The organism is Trinickia soli (assembly GCF_002879855.1).
In the GTDB taxonomy this organism is placed as follows: Bacteria; Pseudomonadota; Gammaproteobacteria; order Burkholderiales; family Burkholderiaceae; genus Trinickia; species Trinickia soli.
In genome coordinates, this window is the sequence record NZ_PNYB01000006.1 from 113,516 (window position 1) to 131,161 (window position 17,646).

17 protein-coding genes are annotated in these 17,646 nt (G+C 63.9%); 12 read left to right on the forward strand and 5 right to left on the reverse strand.

The genetic code is table 11. The features are described 5' to 3' along the window. Positions 1 to 61 precede the first annotated feature (61 nt). From tgt to C0Z19_RS08950, 5 genes are all read left to right on the forward strand, one after another. Positions 62 to 1,246 carry a tRNA guanosine(34) transglycosylase Tgt gene (gene tgt / locus C0Z19_RS08930; protein ID WP_102609455.1) on the forward strand — a complete coding sequence of 395 codons (1,185 nt, stop codon included), beginning with the start codon at positions 62 to 64 and terminating at the stop codon, positions 1,244 to 1,246. A 168-nt stretch (positions 1,247 to 1,414) separates the two neighbouring features. Continuing rightward, a complete protein-coding gene (gene yajC / locus C0Z19_RS08935) occupies positions 1,415 to 1,744 on the forward strand; it encodes a preprotein translocase subunit YajC (RefSeq protein WP_102609604.1) in 330 nt (109 codons plus the stop codon). A 130-nt stretch (positions 1,745 to 1,874) separates the two neighbouring features. Next, complete coding sequence (secD, locus tag C0Z19_RS08940) at positions 1,875 to 3,911, forward strand: protein translocase subunit SecD (protein ID WP_102609456.1); 2,037 nt, start codon at positions 1,875 to 1,877, stop codon at positions 3,909 to 3,911. A 29-nt stretch (positions 3,912 to 3,940) separates the two neighbouring features. Continuing rightward, entirely contained in the window at positions 3,941 to 4,891 is a 951-nt protein-coding gene (gene secF / locus C0Z19_RS08945) for a protein translocase subunit SecF (protein WP_102609457.1), read from the forward strand. 315 nt (positions 4,892 to 5,206) lie between these two features. Beyond that, a complete protein-coding gene (locus tag C0Z19_RS08950; protein ID WP_102609458.1) occupies positions 5,207 to 5,446 on the forward strand; it encodes a hypothetical protein in 240 nt (79 codons plus the stop codon). A 161-nt stretch (positions 5,447 to 5,607) separates the two neighbouring features. Here the strand turns inward: C0Z19_RS08950 and C0Z19_RS08955 are convergent, their stop codons facing one another. The 5 genes from C0Z19_RS08955 to C0Z19_RS08975 form a co-directional block, all read right to left on the reverse strand. Further along, positions 5,608 to 6,756 (reverse strand): DUF8189 domain-containing protein, encoded by a 1,149-nt coding sequence (locus tag C0Z19_RS08955; protein WP_102609459.1) that lies wholly within the window; start codon positions 6,754 to 6,756, stop codon positions 5,608 to 5,610. Between the two features lie 434 nt (positions 6,757 to 7,190). Continuing rightward, positions 7,191 to 8,468 carry an MFS transporter gene (locus tag C0Z19_RS08960; protein WP_102609460.1) on the reverse strand — a complete coding sequence of 426 codons (1,278 nt, stop codon included), beginning with the start codon at positions 8,466 to 8,468 and terminating at the stop codon, positions 7,191 to 7,193. 348 nt (positions 8,469 to 8,816) lie between these two features. Continuing rightward, positions 8,817 to 9,392: a YceI family protein gene (locus tag C0Z19_RS08965; protein WP_425330238.1), complete on the reverse strand. Its 576-nt coding sequence runs from the start codon at positions 9,390 to 9,392 to the stop codon at positions 8,817 to 8,819. A 158-nt stretch (positions 9,393 to 9,550) separates the two neighbouring features. Further along, a complete protein-coding gene (locus C0Z19_RS08970) occupies positions 9,551 to 10,117 on the reverse strand; it encodes a YceI family protein (RefSeq protein ID WP_102609461.1) in 567 nt (188 codons plus the stop codon). 118 nt (positions 10,118 to 10,235) lie between these two features. Further along, positions 10,236 to 10,802, reverse strand: coding sequence for a cytochrome b (locus tag C0Z19_RS08975; protein WP_102609462.1), 567 nt, complete (start codon positions 10,800 to 10,802; stop codon positions 10,236 to 10,238). A gap of 276 nt (positions 10,803 to 11,078) precedes the next feature. Here C0Z19_RS08975 and C0Z19_RS08980 point away from each other — a divergent pair, with 276 nt between their 5' ends. The 7 genes from C0Z19_RS08980 (at position 11,079) to C0Z19_RS09010 (ending at position 17,609) form a co-directional block, all read left to right on the forward strand. Next, complete coding sequence (locus tag C0Z19_RS08980) at positions 11,079 to 11,756, forward strand: paraquat-inducible protein A (protein ID WP_102609463.1); 678 nt, start codon at positions 11,079 to 11,081, stop codon at positions 11,754 to 11,756. Next, the gene (locus C0Z19_RS08985) at positions 11,753 to 12,436 is read left to right on the forward strand and encodes a paraquat-inducible protein A (RefSeq protein ID WP_102609464.1); all 684 of its coding nucleotides are present in this window, start codon (positions 11,753 to 11,755) and stop codon (positions 12,434 to 12,436) included. Before C0Z19_RS08980 ends, C0Z19_RS08985 begins: the two co-directional genes overlap by 4 nt. Next, the gene (locus C0Z19_RS08990; RefSeq protein ID WP_102609465.1) at positions 12,433 to 14,091 is read left to right on the forward strand and encodes a PqiB family protein; all 1,659 of its coding nucleotides are present in this window, start codon (positions 12,433 to 12,435) and stop codon (positions 14,089 to 14,091) included. The genes C0Z19_RS08985 and C0Z19_RS08990 overlap by 4 nt, the downstream gene beginning before the upstream one ends. Further along, entirely contained in the window at positions 14,088 to 14,810 is a 723-nt protein-coding gene (locus C0Z19_RS08995) for a PqiC family protein (protein ID WP_102609466.1), read from the forward strand. Before C0Z19_RS08990 ends, C0Z19_RS08995 begins: the two co-directional genes overlap by 4 nt. A 171-nt stretch (positions 14,811 to 14,981) precedes the next feature. Continuing rightward, entirely contained in the window at positions 14,982 to 16,304 is a 1,323-nt protein-coding gene (locus C0Z19_RS09000; RefSeq protein ID WP_102609467.1) for a THUMP domain-containing class I SAM-dependent RNA methyltransferase, read from the forward strand. A gap of 159 nt (positions 16,305 to 16,463) precedes the next feature. Further along, positions 16,464 to 16,871 (forward strand): VOC family protein, encoded by a 408-nt coding sequence (locus C0Z19_RS09005; protein WP_102609468.1) that lies wholly within the window; start codon positions 16,464 to 16,466, stop codon positions 16,869 to 16,871. 30 nt (positions 16,872 to 16,901) lie between these two features. After that, on the forward strand, positions 16,902 to 17,609 hold the full coding sequence (locus tag C0Z19_RS09010) for a helix-turn-helix transcriptional regulator (RefSeq protein WP_102609469.1): 708 nt from the start codon (positions 16,902 to 16,904) through the stop codon (positions 17,607 to 17,609). Positions 17,610 to 17,646 lie beyond the last annotated feature (37 nt).

The following is a 17,646-nucleotide window of genomic DNA, read 5'->3' on the forward strand; positions in this document are numbered from 1 at the left end:
GCGCTCGAGCGCCTACCCGGGCCTCATGCCGGGCCCATTCCGGCAGCGATAGGAGTTGAAGATGACCGAAGGTCATGCCCACGAACCCGCCACAGCCGCCGCAGCGGGGCTGAACGGCCTTAAATTCGAATTGCTCAAGACCGACGGACGCGCGCGCCGCGGCCGCTTGACGCTGAACCACGGCGTCGTCGAAACGCCGATCTTCATGCCGGTGGGCACCTACGGCACCGTCAAGGCGATCCAGCCGCGCGAGCTCGAAGAAATCCGCGCGCAGATCATCCTCGGCAACACGTTTCACCTCTGGCTGCGGCCCGGTCTCGAAACCGTCGCCGCGCACGGCGGGCTGCACGGCTTCATGGGCTGGCGGCGGCCGATCCTGACCGATTCGGGCGGCTTTCAGGTGTTCTCGCTCGGCGACCTGCGCAAGATCACCGAGGACGGCGTGACCTTCGCCTCGCCCGTGAACGGCGACAAGCTGTTCCTGTCGCCGGAAGTATCGATGCAGATCCAGAAGGTGCTGAACTCCGATATCGTCATGCAATTCGACGAATGCACGCCGTACGCGACCGACGGCGTGCCGACCTCGCACGACGACGCCGCCGCCTCCATGCGCATGTCGATGCGCTGGGCCAAACGCTCGATCGACGAGTTCAACCGGCTCGGCAATCCGAACGCGCTGTTCGGCATCGTCCAGGGCGGCATGTTCGAGGATCTGCGTGACGAATCGCTCGCCGGCCTGTCGGAACTCGACTTTCACGGCCTTGCGGTCGGCGGGCTCTCCGTGGGCGAGCCGAAGGAAGACATGCTGCGCGTGCTCGAGCACATCGGCCCGAAACTGCCGGCCCACAAGCCGCACTACCTGATGGGCGTGGGCACGCCCGAAGATCTGGTGGCCGGCGTCGCCGCGGGCATCGACATGTTCGACTGCGTCATGCCCACCCGCAACGCACGCAACGGCTGGCTCTTCACGCGCTTTGGCGACATCAAGATCCGCAACGCGACGCATAAGAATTCGCTGCGTCCGCTCGACGAAACCTGCGGCTGCTACACCTGCCGGCATTTCACGCGTGGTTATCTGCATCACCTGCATCGGGTCGGCGAAATTCTCGGCGCCCAACTCAATACCATTCACAACCTGCATTACTACCTCGAACTCATGGGCGAGATCCGCGAAGCGATCGAAACGGGCGCATTCGAGGCATTTCGTCAGCGTTTTCGAGACGAACGCGCCCGCGGCGTCGAATAGCGGCGCTCGCACAAATCGCGCTTCCCGCCACGCTCAGCGGGCCTGTCGCGGCCTTGGCGAGCGCGCGCCGAGGTCGCTCAGCCGTCGCGGCGAGTCTCGGTGGTAAAATACGCGGCTATTTTTCGATCGCTTCAGATCATTCCGATCGCCATTTACGGAGAAACCAACGTGTCGCTGATCCCCAACGCATTCGCGCAAGGCGCAACCGGCGGCGGCGCCGAGTCGAGCCTGATGAGCTTTTTGCCGCTCATCCTCATGTTCGCGGTGCTGTACTTCATCATGATTCGCCCGCAGATGAAGCGTCAAAAGGAGCATCGTAATATGCTTGCCGCGATGGCCAAGGGCGATGAAGTCGTGACGAACGGCGGCATGGTCGGCAAGGTGACCAAGGTCGGCGAAGCGTATGTCGGCATCGAAATCGCCGAAGGCACCGAGATCACCGTGCAAAAGTCTGCCGTCACGACGATTCTCCCGAAGGGCACGATCAAGTCGCTCTGACGCGGCCCGGCCGCCCTGACCTGCCTGGCCCGATGCGGCGCGGCGCGCCTGGCGCTTCGCGCGCCGCCTTCGGCCCGGCGGGCGACCGGCGCGCCCCGCCCACACGCCAACCCACCCGTTCGGCTCCCTCATGAATCGCTATCCCCTTTGGAAATATGTCGTGATGGCCGTGGCGCTCGTCATCGGCCTTCTGTACACATTGCCCAACTTTTACGGCGAAGCGCCGGCCGTGCAGGTGCTCAGCGGCAAGGCGACGGTCAAGCTCGACACGTCCACGTTCGCGCAGGTCGAAGCGGCGCTCGCAGCCAACCAGATCAAGCCCGACGACATCACGGTCGACACCGCTTCGGCCAATGCCAATATCCGTGTCCGCTTGAAGGACACCGATACGCAGCTGCACGTGAAGGATGTGCTGCAAAAGGCGCTGAACCCCGATCCCAATGATCCGCAGTACGTCGTCGCGCTCAATCTGCAAAGCGCCTCGCCGCGCTGGCTCACGGCGCTGCATGCGCTGCCGATGTATCTGGGGCTGGATCTGCGCGGCGGCGTCCACTTCCTGATGCAGATCGACATGGCGGGCGCGCTCAACAAGCGGCTCGACTCCGACGCATCCGATGCGCGCACGCTCCTGCGCGACAACAACATCCGCGAGGGCGGCGTCAATCGCGTCGGTCAAACGGTCGCGATCGACTTCGCCGATCAAGCGACCGCCGATGCGGCCCGCGTGCAGCTCGCACGCAGCGTCACCGAACTGCAATGGACCACGCAGGCGGCCGCGGGTGGCGGCGTGCAGGTCATCGGCACGTTTGCGCCCGCGCAGCAACGCGCCGTCGAGGAAGCCGCCGTCAAGCAGAACATCACGACGCTGCACAACCGCGTGAACGAACTCGGCGTGGCCGAGCCGGTCATCCAGCAGCAAGGCGCCGATCGGATCGTCGTCGAACTGCCGGGCGTGCAAGACACGGCCAAAGCGAAGGAAATCATCGGCCGTACCGCTACGCTCGAAGCGCGCCTTGCCGATCCGGTCAACACGCACCCCGCACCGGGCGAAGCCGTCCCGCCCGGCGACGAGCTTTTCACCGAGGGCGCTCAAGCGCCGGTGCTGTTGCGCAAGCAGGTCATCTTCACGGGTGACAGCATCATCGATGCATCGGCCGGGTTCGACGAACACCAGCGCCCCTCGGTCAACATTCGCCTGAACTCGTCGGCGGGCCGCGCGGTCGCCAGCGTCTCGCGCGACAACATCGGCAAGCCGATGGCGATGGTGCTGTTCGAAAAGGGCAAGGGCCAGGTGCTGACGGTCGCAACGATCCAGTCCGAACTGGGCGATCGCTTCCAGATCACGGGCCAGCCGACGCCGCAAGCGGCCACCGATCTCGCGCTGCTTCTGCGCGCCGGCTCGCTCGCCGCGCCGATGGACATCATCGAAGAGCGCACGATCGGCCCGAGCCTGGGCGCCGACAACATCAAGAAGGGCTTTGATTCGGTCATCTACGGCTTCGCCGCGATCACCGTCTTCATGATCGCGTACTACCTGCTGTTCGGTCTCGTATCGGTCATCGGCCTGTCGGTCAACCTGCTGCTGTTGATCGCCGTGTTGTCGATGCTGCAGGCCACGTTGACGCTGCCTGGCATCGCCGCTATCGCGCTTGCGCTCGGGATGGCGATCGACTCGAACGTGCTGATCAACGAACGCGTGCGCGAAGAGTTGCGTCACGGCGCACCGCCGCAACTCGCGATTCAGAACGGCTACGCGCATGCGTGGGCAACGATTCTCGATTCGAACGTCACCACGCTGATCGCCGGCCTCGCCCTGCTCGCTTTCGGCTCGGGCCCCGTGCGCGGCTTTGCTATCGTCCACTGCATCGGCATCCTGACCTCGATGTTCTCGGCCGTGTTCTTCTCGCGCGGGATCGTCAACGCGTGGTACGGCGGCAAGAAGAAGCTGAAGACGCTTGCGATCGGCCAGGTCTGGCGTCCGGCCGCGGCCGAAGGCGTCACCTATCCGAGAATCAGCAACGATGCCGACGCCGATACCGATACGATGCGCGCAACGAAGGCCGTCACGCAACCGAAGAGCAAAGGCGGACGCAGCGGCCCGAAGCCGGTCCTGCGCAATCGCGCGCGCGAAGGCGCGGCGCCGCGCAAACCGGGCTCGCCCCGTTAACCGGTTCGAAAGGACTCGGAGACTAGAACATGGAATTTTTCCGCATCCGCAAAGACATTCCGTTCATGCAACGCGCGTTGATCTTCAACGCGATCTCGTTCTTGACGTTTTTCGCGGCGGTGTTCTTCCTGCTGCATCGCGGGCTGCATCTTTCGGTGGAGTTCACGGGCGGCACGGTCATCGAAGTGCAATACCCGCAGGCCGCACAACTCGAACCCGTGCGCGCGACGCTCGGTACGCTCGGCTATGGCGATGCGCAGGTGCAGACGTTCGGCACTTCGCGTGACGTGATGATCCGGCTGCCGCTCAAGCAGGGCCTCACTTCGTCGCAGCAAAGCGAGCAGGTCATGACGGCGCTGAAAACGCAGAACGCTTCGGTGCAACTGCAACGCGTCGAGTTCGTCGGGCCGCAGGTGGGCAAGGAACTCGCCACGGATGGCCTGCTTGCACTCGCGTGCGTGGTCGCCGGCATCGTCATCTATCTGTCGTTCCGCTTCGAATGGAAGTACGCGGTTGCCGGCATCATCGCGAACCTCCACGACGTCGTGATTATTCTCGGCTTCTTCGCGTTCTTTCAATGGGAGTTCTCGCTGTCGGTGCTCGCGGCCGTGCTGGCCGTGCTCGGCTACTCGGTGAACGAATCGGTCGTTATCTTCGACCGGATCCGCGAGACATTCCGCCGCGAACGCAAGATGACGGTCATGGAAGTCATCAACCACGCGATCACGAGCACGATGTCGCGCACGGTCATCACGCACGGCTGTACGCAGATGATGGTGCTCTCGATGTTCCTGTTCGGCGGTCCGACGCTGCACTACTTCGCACTCGCACTGACGATCGGTATCTGCTTCGGCATTTACTCGTCCGTGTTCGTCGCGGCGGCGCTGGCCATGTGGCTCGGCGTCAAGCGTGAGGATTTGCTGAAGGAAAAGAAGCCGCGCTACGACCCGAACGACCCGAACGCGGGCGCGGAGGTCTGAGCCGCCGGCCGCGCTCATTCACTTTCGCTCCTCTTTTCAGCGCTACCTGGCGCCGCAAAGTAAAACGGCGCGCAATGCGGTGATTCCGCAATGCGCGCCGTTTTCACGTGCGGATGCATTCAACGCTTATGTAACGGTGGGACACCAGGTGCGCACGTTTGCGCCGCGAGCCGTTTCCGTATCGAAAGCGAAACGTTTTGGTCCGCCCATGGATGTCGTGGCCCCTCCCGGTGCCCCCGGCGCCCCGGACAGCACGGCACGGCATGCTCCTTGCATGGCAAGCGCCCATTCATGCTGATTGATCGGAAGCGAGCAATGAGTACAGAACCTGGATCGGTAACGGCGTTGCCGCCGCGTACCATCACGACGCCCACCCGGGCGCAGCGATCGAACACGATACGTGCCGCCGTCGATCGGTTTGCCGCGCAGGTCGAATTGACTGCATCGCAGCGGCACCTGCTGGGTCTCATCATCGACGAGGCGATCGAAGCCGTCGCGCCGAAGCCGGCAACGCTTGCCTCGGACGGCGCGTCCAACGACGCGGTTCTGCGATAGGCAGGAGGTCGCGCGAGCCTACTGCTGGCGCTCGCGCGCAGCCGCACCGCGGTGGGGGTTGCCGCCCCCAAATCTGCGCATCCGCTCCAGTTTGCACCCGAGACGGGAGACGCACGCTCCGCGCCCCGGGTACATCGGCCGTAGGCTTGCCGGCTAGTCCGCTACTGCGGCAAATAGTTGATGAAGGCGAGCGAACCATCGGCGACCAACATGAACAGCCCGTCGATGCCGTTGTTGACGATCGCGCTCATTTGCCCCGTAAACTGCGGGTTTGCAGTCCCCACCTGTTGGATGGTGTTCGACCAGAAGTTGTTTGCCGTAATCGCCTCGCTCACGAGATACACCTGACCGCTCGGCGTAGCCCATGCCAGGTTGGCGACGCCGCCGTTGGATAGCATGACCGGCGCGGCATTTGAGATCGGATACTGGTCGGCCGTGACGTTGTTGATCGGCCCCCACTGCGGGAAGCTTGGCGGCGCGCAATAGACGAGCGGGTTTTGACCGACGCCGGCATTTGCGTTGTAGCCCGCATAGGCGGCGTTCTGCAGGTTCGTATCGAAGTTCGCCGCTGCGCCATTGGCGAACTGCGGCGGCGAATCAGGTGCGATCGTCGTGCCGACTACCGTGAACGGGCTCCAAGAATCGTAGCCCCCGCCGGCATACTGCGTCGACTGATACATGTTCGGCTGGTTCCCGATCAGCACGGCTTGCAGGCACCCCTTGTTGGTGCCGCCCTGCAACAGGAACACGGGAAACTCGATCTGTGTCGCGTTGAAGCCGCTCCCGAGGTGACTCCACGAAGACCACTTCGGACTGCTGCCCACCGACGTTTCCCACGCATGCCAGAGGTTCCCGCTGGTATCGAGCGCGAAAGCCTCCAATCGCGCATTGGTGTTTTGAACGAGTTGGACGGGCCCCGTGAAGTTCGTGCCCGACGGCGCACCGGTGATCGCGACCCAAGGCGTATAGATGCCCTGGAATGGGTTGATGTAGCTGATCTGAATTTGTCCCGACTGCATGCGGCCGATCACGGCAATCGAGCCGTTTTGCGACAAGGCCGCCGCGGGACTATATGTGAGCGTCCCGCCGTAAGTACTCCAAACGCCTTTCGTGCCGCTCGGATCGACCTTGCACATACCCAGTCGGTTGTCGAGATTGCGCGTGAACGCGAATAGGGAACCCGAGTAGTAGATCGGCGTCGGCAACCCGCGAAGCTGCCCCCCGAGGTTCGCCCATTCCGCCGTCGGACTGACGGATAACCTGGAAAACTCCGCTTCTTGAAACTCGTTCGTGGATAAGGGTGTGGCCATGGTAGCTCCTGATCTCCTTGGTAACGCGCGGCGTACTTCAGCCCTCGTTTCGCCGCACTGCGCGCGGTGGCGGGCGATTGACGAATGCCCGTGAAACGGCTGACACCAACGTATGAACCAATCTCGACATTTGGCGCTTTCTTGATTCGAGTGATGCACCGGCGGCTCGCTACGGCCTGTGCGCTCGCTGGTCGGTTCGCCGCAGCCAACGGCACGAACGGCGCCCGCATGGCGAGCATGCGAAAGCAATTCGTACGAAGCCAAATGGAGCTTAGTGCATCGGTTCCGACTTAGACCCCGAGCCTATCCAGGTTGATAGGTGTTGGGCCTGAGCCGAACGATTGGGGCAGGAACAACGCAGGAGGGAGGCTGAACCGCGAAGCGTGCGCCGTGCGCGCCTCGCCGGTTCAGTTACGACATCACGCGCGCAGGCTTCACTTGAAACCGAGCACCCTGCGCGCGGCCACGAGCGCAACGATGCTCACGAGCGCCGCGAACATCAAGTAAAAGCTCGGCGCGACCTTGTCGCCCGTCGTGCGGATCAGCCAGGCGATGATGAACGGGCCGAAGCCGCCGAATATCGTTACGGCGATGTTGTAAGCGAGGGACATCCCGGTCGTGCGCGTCGCAACGGGAAAGATCTCGGAGAGCAAACCAGGCAGCGCCGCGAAATAACCGGTGACGAGTACGCCCATCGCCACTTGCATGGCGATCAATTTTGCCGGGCTCGGCTGGTCGACAAGCCAGGCGAACGCCGGATAAATCAGCACCAGCAACAGCGCAGCCGACGTCAACATAAGCCCGGTACGCCCGATCTTGTCCGACCAGTGACCCACGAGCGGCGAGCAGACCATTTGAATCAACCCGGTCAACACGACGGCAGAAAACGACACGGAAGGCGACAAGCCCAGCTGCTTCACGCCGTAAGTCGGCATGAACAACACGAGATAAGTCGCCACCGTCCCCAGCACAACGATACCGACTGCGATCGCGAGCCGCGTCTTCTGCCCGGCAAAGGTATCGCGTAGCGGCGAGCGCGTCGTTTTCGCCGCGAGAAACTCCGGCGTCTCGTCGACGTTCGAGCGAATGTAATAGGCGATAGGCCCGAGCAGCAGGCCGAAGGCGAACGGGATCCTCCAGCCCCAACCGGCCAACTGATCGGCGCTGAGCGTGCCCGTCAACACAGTGCCGAACACGGCCGCGAGCACGGTCGTGAGCCCTTGGCTCGCTACCTGCCAGCTTGCAAAGAAACCACGCCGATGCGGCACATGCTCAGCCAGAAATGCTGTGGCGCTGCCGAACTCGCCACCCGCCGAAAAACCCTGCACCAAGCGCGCGAGCACGAGAATGACCGGCGCTGCAACGCCGATCTGGCTGTAGGTAGGCAACACCACGATGATTGCCGTGCCGAGCATCATCAGCAGGATCGAGAGCGTGAGCGCCGCCTTGCGTCCGGCTCGATCGGCGTAGGCGCCGATCACGATCGCGCCCAGCGGCCGCATGAAGAACGAAACGCCGAACGTACCGAGCGTGAGCAACAGCGACACGGCGTCGTTGCCCGCGGGAAAGAACAGCTTTGCAATGACGACGGCGAAAAAGCCGTAGACGACCAGGTCGAACCACTCGAGCGCGTTACCGATCGATGTGGCCACGACAGCGCGCCAAACATGTCCGCGTGAAGCTACCGATGCTGCCGCCAACGTATCACTCATGCCAGTCTCCCGAGAAGGAAATCGTCGGTGATGGCGTGTGCATTTGAAAAGCCCTTGGCCATCTGCCGAATTAGATGCGTACGCAACCAAATGCGACTCGAATGCAACCCACTTGGCGGCTGGCGCCAAGTATGGCGTGCAAATTTGACACACGCAACGCGGCGATTCCCAGAGGGCGAAAAAAACCGCCCGAAGCGAAGGCTTGCGGGCGGTCTTACTCACTACGAAGTTGCGAGGCGAACAGGCTGAGCGGCGGCCCATCCGGCAAGCCGTCAAGCCAAGACGAGTCCGAGAGACTGGAAGTCTGGAAGACAGACTACCCAATGCAGCCAGCGCCGATCTCGGACTTTATTGCTTGACGCCCTCGGCTTGAATCTCGAGCTTCGTGTCCATGTTGAAGCCGTACGTCTTGCCGAAGTCGAGGCCGAATTCGTCGCGATCGAAATCGGCCCTGGCCTCCACGCCACAGACTTCGCGCTTGAGCATCGGATGCTGCATGCACTTGAACGATTCGATCTTCAAATTGACCGGCTTGGTCACGCCGCGCAGCGTCAATGTACCGATCACTTCGACGGGCTTGTCGCCGTCGAATTTGATTTTCGTGCCCTTATACGTGGCCGTCGGATACTGCTTGACGTCGAAGAAATTGGCCTCTTGCAGGTGCTCGTTGAGCGACGTATTGCCCGTATCGATCGAACCCGCGTCGATCGTCACATCGACGGAACCCGTCTTGTCCTTGCGATCGAGCGTGACCGTGCCCGTCGTCTTCGTAAACTTGCCGCGCCATACCGACAAGCCACCGAAGTGATCTGCGGCAAAACTCGGGTACGTGTGATTCGGGTCGAGCTGGTAGGTGTCGGCGAAGGCAGGCGTCAGCGAGCCGATCGAAGCAGCGGCCAGCGCAGCGGTGATGAGCGTGTGGATCTTCAAAGGATTCTCCTGGTCGGAAGCCGCCCGGGGAAGCGGCGATCAAAGGATGGCGATGCAGGTCCGATGCGTTTGCGACACCGGCATAGCGACATGGAAAGGCGACATCGATTTCCGCCGTCGCAATGGCAACAGCAACGGCAACGAAAGCGGGCCTACGACTTCTTGGGTACGACGATATGGAACTTGATCGTGACTTCGTCGGCGACGGTCGACGTGTCTTTCCACTCGCCCGTTCCGACATCGAACTTCAAGCGGCTGATCGGCAGCGCGCCGTCGAACGTTTGCGCGCCCGCCTGGCTCGTGACCGTCATCGGGAACGAGACGTTCTGCGATTTGCCTTTGATCGTCAGCGTACCCGTCACCGTGTATTTATTCGCGCCCGCGGGGGCGATCGACGACGACGTGAATGTCGCCCGTGGGTACGTCTTCGCATCGAACCAGTCCTTGCCGCGCACCTGTTCGTTGTAGCTGTCGTCGCCGAGGTCGTAGCTGCCGATATCCACATTCAACTGCGCGCTGCCTGCTGACGGCTTGGCAGGATCGAAGCTCACCTTGGCGTCGAACTTCTTGAACGCGCCCTCGACCGGCACGTTCATCTGTTTGGACGTGGCCGTGATCGTGCTCTTGGCGGCATCGACCTGCGCGAAGGCGATGCCCGTGGCTGCCATCGACGCGGCCGCGAATGCGGCGATCATGTAGCGGTAAAACGAAGCTTTCATGCTGGTGGGTCCTTGCTGATGCTTGCGGGTTGACGTCGTATTTCTTTCAGATTTCTTTCAATGGTCTGCAGCGAGGCGCAGCAGCCCTCCTTACGTCAATAACGAATTTACGGCGGCTTTATTTCAAAAACGGAAGCATGCGGGCGAGCAAGCCGTCGCGATCGATCCATTGATGCTTCAACGCGGCCCCGACATGCGCGAGGACGAGCACCGCCAGGCTGTAATTGAGAATGAGGTGGGCCGTCTTGAACACGACCTTGAGCGTCGGATCAGGCGCAATCAGCCGCGGCAGCGGCACAAGGCCCAGGTAGACGACCGGCACGTTCGACGCCGAACTGAACAGGTAGCCGGTCAGCGGAATCGCGATCATCAACACGTACAGCAACGCATGAACGAGGTGCGCGGCCGCGCGCTGCCACACGGGCATCCGGCGCGGCAACGGCGGGCCTCGGTGGGTGGCGCGCCAAAGAATGCGCAGTGTCGCAAGCGCAAACACCGTCACGCCGATCCACTTGTGCCACGAGACGTAGCGCAGTTTGGCCGGCGTGAAGCCGTGAATGCTCGTCATCACCCAGCCAAGCGCGAAACCGCAAATCATCAACGTGGCGATGAGCCAATGCAGGCCGATGGCGGTGGTCGTATAGCGCTCGTCGTAACCGACGGTAAACGTATCGCGGTGTGTCATTGGCGTGCTGCGAATTTGTACGGTCGCCATGCTACCCCAAGCTGCCGCTTCGCGTGGGCCGCCCCCTGCGTCGGCCAGCGACGCCCGGCCCGCGCGGGGTGGCGCGAAAGTTGCCCGTTGCAGAACCGTGTGACGCAGTGCGCAGCGCAAAACGCAGCGTTTTCAACAGGCGTATTGCACCCCATTTGGTAAGATGGGCGCGGGTTTGCGGGGCATCGACAGTTTTCGAAGCCGCGCGACGAAGGCTCCGGTCAACGAAGTCGACATGCAACGCCTATGAACCGAAACGACCTCATTGCCTGTCATGACTGCGACGCACTGTTGCGAAAACCGCGCCATTGGGCCAAGGGCAGTGCGCGCTGTCCACGCTGCGCGGCGCTGCTTTATCGTCCGAGTTCCATTCAGCTCGAACGAATCAGCGCGCTGACGCTCGCCGCGCTGTTCACGTTTCTGATCGCCCAGACGTTCCCCATCGTCGAACTCGACCTGAACGGCGTGACGTCGCAAACGACGCTGATGGGCGCGCTCGTCGCGCTCTGGAACGAGGGGATGGAACTCGTCGCCATCGCCGTCTTCTGCTCGACGATTCTGTTTCCGCTTATCGAATTGACCGCGCTGCTTTACGTCCTGATGCCGATCCGCGCGGGCGTCGTGCCGCCCGGTTTCAATCTCGTGCTGCGCGCGATCCAGTTCGTCAGGCCCTGGGGAATGATCGAAGTGCTCATGCTCGGCATCCTCGTGACGATCGTGAAGATGACGAGTCTTGCTCACGTCATTCCCGAAGCGGCGCTGTTCGCGTTCGGCGCCTTGACACTGATGCTGGCAGTCGTCGTGCTGTTCGATCCGCGGGCGCTATGGGATATCGCCGACGCAATCGCAGAGCGGCAAACGAGCGACGCGGCGCGGCAGCGAGACATGCCGCCGGCGACGGGCCAGGGCACGCGCGCGCCATGAAATACGTGAGCGCCGCCCGTGCGGGCATGATCGGCTGCCACGCCTGCGGACACGTGCAAACACGCGACGTCCCGGCCGGCGGCCGGCGCGTGGCCGTCGCACCGGGGCTCAAGCAGCGCTGCGCGCGTTGCGGCGCAACGCTGCACTTGCGCAACCCCGACAGCATTTCGCGCACGTGGGCGCTGCTCATTGCAGCGGCGATTCTCTATATCCCCGCCAATCTGCTCCCGGTGCTGCATACGACATCGCTGTTCGGCAACGAGGACGACACCATCATGAGCGGCGTCGTCTATTTCTGGGTGTCGGGCGACTGGCCGCTGGCCGTGATCGTCTTCGTCGCCAGCATCCTCGTGCCGATGCTCAAGCTCAGCGTGCTGGCGCTGCTCGCGTGGACCACACAACGCCGCTCCGACTGGCGCCCGCTCGAGCGCACGCAGCTTTATCGCATCGTCGAGCGGATCGGCCGGTGGTCGATGCTCGATGTCTTTGTCGTGACGCTGACCGTCGCGCTCGTACGCTTCAAATCGCTCGCCGTCATTACGGCCGGTTGGGGCGCCCTCGCCTTCGCCTGCGTCGTCGTGCTGACGATGATGGCGGCGCTCCAATTCGATCCGCGTTTGATCTGGGATTGCGCGGACGCCCGCAGCACGCACGCTTTTCGGACGAGAAAGAAAACATGACCAGCCCGCAAGGACAGCCCCCCGCCTCGAACGGCGGCCCGCCGCAGGGCCCCGAGTTGCCGCCCGATCTGCCCGAGCCCGTTTCCGCGCCGCGCGGTGGATGGCTGCCGTCGCTCGTGTGGCTCGTGCCGCTCGTCGCGGCGCTGGTCGGCATCGCGCTCGTTGCCAAGTCTGTCATCGATCGTGGCCCCACGATCACGATCAGTTTCACCACCGCCGAAGGGCTCGAACCGGGCAAGACGAAGGTCAAGTACAAGGATGTCGACATCGGCTCGGTGAAGACGATCCGGCTCTCGCGCGATCACGCGCGCGTGCTCGTTTCGGTCCAACTGACGAAGGAAGCCGAAGATTTCGCGGTCGAGGACACGCGCTTCTGGATCGTGCGTCCGCGGATCGGTTCGACCGGCGTCACCGGGCTCGGCACGCTGCTGTCCGGCGCCTACATCGGCGTCGATGCCGGACGTTCTCACGAATCGCAGTCCGACTTCGTCGGACTCGAAAAACCGCCGGCCGTCACCGGCGATCAGAAAGGACGGCGTTTCTCGCTGCATGGCGCCTCGCTCGGGTCGATCGATATCGGCTCGCCCGTCTACTATCGGCGCGTGCAGGTGGGCCAGGTCGTCGGCTTCTCGCTTGATCGGGACGGCACGGGCGTCTCGATCGACGTTTTCGTCGACGCGCCGTACGATCAATACGTCAGCCTCAATTCGCGCTGGTGGCATGCGAGCGGCGTCGATCTGCGGCTCGATTCGAACGGGCTCAAATTGAACACGCAATCGCTTGCGACGGTCATCATCGGCGGGCTGGCCTTCCAGTCGCCGCCCGGCGACCGAATCGGCGCGGAAGCGCCCGACAACACCGTCTTCACGTTGGCCGCGAACGAGGGTGACGCCATGCGCGCGCCCGATGGTCCGCCGCTCACCGTGGTCATGAACTTCAATCAATCGCTGCGCGGCCTGTCGGTTGGCGCGACGGTCGATTTCCGAGGCATCGAGCTCGGCGAAGTGACGGGGATCGGCGTGCAATTCGATCCGAAGGCGCGCAACTTCACGATGCCGGTCACGATGAACCTCTATCCCGACCGCCTCGGCGCGCGTTTTCGTGAATCGGTCGAGCACGGCGGCGCAGCGGCCGGCAAACAATTGCTGCGCTCGCTCGTCGCCCATGGGCTGCGCGGCCAGTTGCGCACCGGCAACCTGCTGACGAACCAGCTTTATATCGCGCTCGATCTGTTCCCGAAAGCAGCGCCGGTTTCGATCGACGTGAACCGCTCGCCGCTCGAACTGCCGACCGTGCCCAACGCGCTCGAAGAGCTGCAGGTGCAGATCGCCGATATCGCGAAAAAAGTCGATCAGATTCCGTTCGACCAGATCAGCAACAATCTCAACGGCACGCTGCAGAGCGCGAACAGTCTGTTCAAGCAACTCGACACGCAACTCGCACCGCAGGCGCGGGCGACGCTGGAAGCGGCCCAGCACACGTTCGGCGCGGCGCAGTCGACGCTGCAGCAGGATTCGCCCCTGCAATCGGACATGCACCAGGCGCTGACTCAACTCACGCAGACGCTGCAGACGCTCAATGCGCTTGCCGATTATCTCGAGCGCCACCCCGAATCGCTCTTGCGCGGCAAGAACAAGGATCCGAAACAACCATGAAGCCCGTTCGATTCGCCCGCAATGGGCGCGTGTTTGCCGTGCTTACGTCGTATCGGCCGGTGGCGGTCGGCGCTGCGCTGATCGGTGCCATGCTCGTCTCGGGCTGCGCTTCGCCGCCCGAGAGCCGGTTTTATACGCTCGGGGCCGGCAGCGAAGCGGCGCCGCAAAGCGCCGGTGCTCAAACCGTGCCCGCGTTTCTGATCGAAGTGCCGACGGTCGGGATGCCGGCGCAGGTCGCGCGCAATCAGCTCGTCGTGCAGGACAACGCGACGCGCGTGACCGTGCTCGAGCAGGAGCGTTGGGCGTCGCCGCCGGGCGACGAGTTGCGGCGCGCGTTGTCGGGCGATTTGGCGGCGCGGCTGGGCACGTTCGACGTGTTCGACTCACCGCATCCGCAGAACGTGCCGGTCTACCGGATCGCCGTCAACGTGCGGCGGTTCGAATCGTGGCCCGGCTCGCGCGCCGTGCTCGACGCCGTCTGGAGCGTGCGCTCGCTGCGCACGCAGGTCGTCGTCACCTGCAATACGGTGCAGACCGAAGCAGTGGGTCCGGGCTTCGACGCGCTCGTAGCTGGGCACCGGCGAGCCGTCGGTGAGCTGGCCGATGCGATCGCTTCGACCGTGCGCGTGTTGGCGGCCGGCGGGCGGGCGCCGGCGCTTGGCGCCAATGCTTGCGCGGTCGGGACGCCCGTGACGGCAAAGAACAGCGGAGCTTCGTAAAACGGCGGTCGTCCAAGCCAATCGGAGCCGCTGGGGAGTCCGTGCTCCGCGGGCGGCCTGGAACCCGTGTCGGTCGGTGGTTGCTGACGCAACCTGATCGGACCGCACCTGAGCCGGCCGCACCTCAGCCGGCCGCGTACAATAACGCCTTTGCACGCTCGGTTTTCTTCCATGTCATCGCCCACGCCGTTCGACTTTTTCGCCCCTTGCCCACGCGGTCTCGAAGCCGCGCTCGCCGCCGAGCTCGCGGAAATCGCCGAGCGCGTCCCGAGCCAGGCCGGCGCGCCAGGTTTCGAAGCGGGCGCGCAGGTACCGGGCGGCGTTCATTTCCGTGGCGGGTGGACCGTCGGCATGGCGGCGAACCTGCACTCGCGCATCGCCAGCCGGGTGCTGCTCAAGATCGCCGAACGCCCCTACCGCAACGAGCAGGACATCTACGCGCTCGCCGCCGAGCAGCAGTGGGAACGCTGGTTCTCGGCGAACGAAACGCTGCGGGTCGACCTCACGGCGATCAAGTCGCCATTGCGCAGCCTCGAATTCGCAACGCTGCGCGTCAAGGACGCCGTCTGCGACCGCCTGCGCAGCGTAAGCGGCGCACGCCCGAGCGTCGACACGGCGCAGCCCGACGTGCGCATTTTCGCTTTCCTGACGGCGACCGTCTGCACGCTCTACCTCGACACCTCGGGCGAGCCGCTCTTCAAACGCGGCTGGCGTCTCGACAAGGGCGCCGCCCCGCTGCGCGAAAACCTCGCCGCGGGCATCCTGCGCATCACCGGCTGGGTGCCCGGCTCGCCGCTCTACGATCCGATGTGCGGCAGCGGCACGTTCATCGCCGAAGCCGCGCAAATCGCGCTCGGCGTCGCGCCCGGCGTCGAACGCCGCTTCGGTTTCGAGAAGCTCAAGCAATACGACGTGTCGGCCTGGCAGGCCATGAAGGTCGCAGCACTCGATGCCAAGCGCGCCGCCAGCGCGAACAAGTCGACATTGCCGATCTTCGGCAGCGACATTTCAGGCGACATGCTCGAAAAGGCGCGAGCCAATCTGGCTCGCGCAGGCGTGCCGGGCCTCTGGCTCAAACAACTCGACGCGCGCGCGATCGTGCCGCCAAGCGAACAACCGGGCATCATCGTCGCGAACCCGCCGTACGGCGAACGTATTGCCGTGCGCGGACGCGGGCCACGCGGCGAGGTGCGCGAGCCGCGTCATGGCGGCCGCGAGCCGGCGGCCGAAGCGTTCAGCCGCGCACAGCCCGATGCCGCCGACAGCGAATTCTTCCGCGCGTTCGGCGATGCGCTCAAACAGCGCTTTGCCGGCTGGCGCGCGTTCGTGCTGACGGCCGACCGCTCGCTGCCAGGGCAAATGCGTCTTCGCGAATCGGCGAAGACGCCGCTGTTCAACGGCGCGCTCGAGTGCAGATTGTTCCGCTTCGATCTCGTTGCCGGCAGCGTCAAGTCGCGGCCGGGCCAAACGGAGCAGGACGCCGACGCCCAGTGACGGCCGCAGCCGACACCCGACAAGCCTCCTCCTGACAGCCCCCGCAAAATAGGGACAAGCTACTGACAGAACGGTGTCAGTAGCGCTGGCGCAGACTTCCCTTCGCGCGCTATCCGGCGCCTTGCCCAGCCTGCTTGCCCACCTTCGACGGAGACTGTCATGACTGCTACCGCTGCTGCCACCGCCACGCGCGCCATTTCCTGGTTCGAGATCCCCGCGCTCGATTTCCATCGCGCGGTGCGCTTTTACGAAGCCGCCCTGGACGCCCCCCTGCGGCGCGAGGTATTCGGCGGCGTACCGATGGCCGTTTTCGCATCGGATGAAGAAGCGACAGGTGGCGCGATCGTTCACAACCCGCGCGACATGCGTCCGTCGGTGACGGGCGACGGCGTGACCATCTACCTGAACGCCGAGCCGACGCTGCAGACTACGCTCGATCGGATCGAGCCGGCTGGCGGAAAGCTCGACGGCTCGATCGTCGAGCTGCCGAACGACATCGGGTATATCGCCTTCTTCATCGATACCGAAGGCAACCGCATCGGCCTGCATGCGCGTCATCTGCGTTGAGCGTCGGCCTCTGCGCATTAAACTGCGGCCATGACACGACGCGCCGACCGCCTTTTTCAGATCGCCGAACTGCTGCGCGGCCGGCGCCTGACCACCGCGCAGCAATTGGCTGACTGGCTCGGCGTCTCGCCGCGCACCGTTTATCGCGACGTGCGCGATCTGCAGTTGTCGGGCGTGCCGATAGAAGGCGAAGCCGGCATCGGCTATCGATTGAGTCGCTCGGCCAGCCTGCCGCCGCTCACGTTTACGGCCGAAGAGCTGGCGGCGCTCGCAGCCGGTGCGCGCATGATCGAAACGTGGGGCGGCGCGGCGCTGGCGAGCGGCGCGCGCACCGCGCTGGCAAAAGTGGCGTCAGCGATGCCGGCCGACAAGCGCGCCACGCTCGAGCGGCTCGCCGTCTTCGCGCCATCGTTTCATGTGGACCGGGCGTTTTCCGAGAAGGTCGATACGTTGCACAAGGCCGTCGACACGCGGCACATCGTGAGCTTCGCTTACCGTGACCGTCTTGGCGCACTCACCGAGCGGCGCATCTGGCCGCTCAGTCTCGTCTATTGGGGCGGACGTTGGACGGTCGGCGCGTGGTGCGAGCTGCGCAGCGATTTCCGCAACTTCGACATCGCGCAGATGACACATGTCGAGCAACACGAAGCGTTCCCCGACATGGAAGGACGACGGCTCGCCGATTACCTTCGGCGCGTGGAAGCGCCGTCCGAACGGGCGGCGGCGGCCGGTCGGTAACACGCCGGCCCCGCGCTTCCCTTCTATCGCCGCACCG